Source organism: Lutibacter sp. HS1-25 (assembly GCF_004121075.1).
Lineage (GTDB): Bacteria > Bacteroidota > Bacteroidia > Flavobacteriales > Flavobacteriaceae > Lutibacter.
In genome coordinates, this window is the sequence record NZ_RHLN01000049.1 from 1 (window position 1) to 1,751 (window position 1,751).

Below are 1,751 nucleotides of genomic sequence, written 5' to 3' on the forward strand. Positions count from 1 at the left end.
GCAATACCAAATGCCAAATGACCTGCTGAACGTCCCATAGCTGAAACTACAAACCAATTTTCACTTGTTCTGGCATCTTCATAAACCGTATTTCCAATTCTTACTCCTTCATCTTTTGCAGTATGAAATCCAAATGTTGGGTTGCGATCTGGTAATGGCAAATCGTTGTCTATGGTTTTAGGCACGTGAATGTGCGCCACCTCTAAATTTTGATTTGAAAGGTATTTTGTAAGTCTGCCTGCTGTTGAAGCAGTATCATCGCCACCAATAGTAACCAGTAATTTTACATTGTTTTTTACAAAAAAATCAGCTTTAAAATCGCTGTCCTTTGGTTTAAACCTGCTCATTGTTAAAACAGAACCTCCTAAACTAAAAATTCTGTCAGCACTTTGATAATCAAAAATTCTTATTGATGGATTATCAGACAATATACCTTTATAGCCATGATGAACACCTAAAACATCATAATCATCTTTTAAAAATGTTTTAGCCAAAGTACTAATTACTGTATTGATGCCTGGCGCTGGTCCACCGCCGCATATAATAGCTATTGATTTATTCATATTTATTTTGAAACTGTTATGACTTTAGCAACTTCTATTCTTGTAAATTGTGCCATTTTTCGTTTAATTGTGTAATCGTTTGTTGATTTTTAGTTTATTTTTATTAAAGATAGTTGGGTTGTTAAAAGCAACCCAACCTCCTTAAAAACCAAAAATTAATTAACAATCCATTTAATCATTATTAAGCCTCCATTCAATTTTAAATCTATAGAGAGAATAATGTAAAACAAATGTTTTTATTTTTAACTAACGAGCAACTCTACCAGAGGCATCACCACCCATTAATTTATTTACTTCATCTACAGTTACCAAGTTTGCATCACCTTTTATTGTGTGTTTTAAACAAGATGCCGCTACTGCAAAATCCAATGCATTTTGATCGTCGCCTGGGTAAGTTAACAATCCGTAGATCAATCCTCCCATAAAACTATCTCCACCACCAACTCTGTCTACAATATCTGTAATTTGGTACTGACGTGTTTCGTACATTTTTGTACCATCGTATAAAACGCCTGCCCAAGTGTTGTGTGAAGCAGAAATTGAACCTCTTAATGTGGTAATTACTTTTTTAGCTTTTGGAAATTTCTCCATCATTTGCTGACAAACAGATAAAAATGCTTCTGCTTTTACATCGTGTCCATGTGTTTGAACATCCAAACCTTCTGGCTTGATTCCAAAGTGCATTTCTGCATCTTCTTCATTTCCTAAAATAACATCACAGTAAGATGTTAATTCGGTCATAATTGCTTCACGATCTCCACCGTATTTCCACAATTTAGCGCGATAATTTAAATCGGTTGAAATGGTTAAGCCTAATTTACTTGCAGCTTTTACAGCTTCTAAACAAGCATCGGCTGAACTTTGTGAAATGGCTGGCGTGATACCTGTCCAATGAAACCATTCTGCACCTGCAAATACTTCTTCCCAGTTCACCATTCCTGGTTGAATGTCTGACATTGATGAGTGTGCACGGTCGTAAACTACTTTTGAACCACGAGAAACTGCTCCTGTTTCTAAAAAGTAAATTCCTAAACGGTCTCCACCCCAAACAATTTTATCTACACCAACACCTCTTTTGCGCATTTCCATCATGGCACATTCTCCAATGTCATTTTTTGGTAAACGTGTTACAAAATCTACAGATATACCATAGTTTGCTAAAGAAACTGCTACGTTAGATTCTCCACC

The 1,751-nt window shown here is 35.6% G+C and carries 2 protein-coding genes; both read right to left on the reverse strand.

All coding sequences use genetic code 11. The features are described from left to right. Positions 1-563 (reverse strand): 6-phosphofructokinase (locus tag EC396_RS11935; RefSeq protein WP_205757950.1); only part of this gene is annotated, 563 nt, incomplete at its 3' end. 246 nt (positions 564-809) lie between these two features. Then, the coding region (locus EC396_RS11940) for a sugar kinase (RefSeq protein ID WP_164975266.1) at positions 810-1,751 on the reverse strand (942 nt) is incomplete at its 5' end.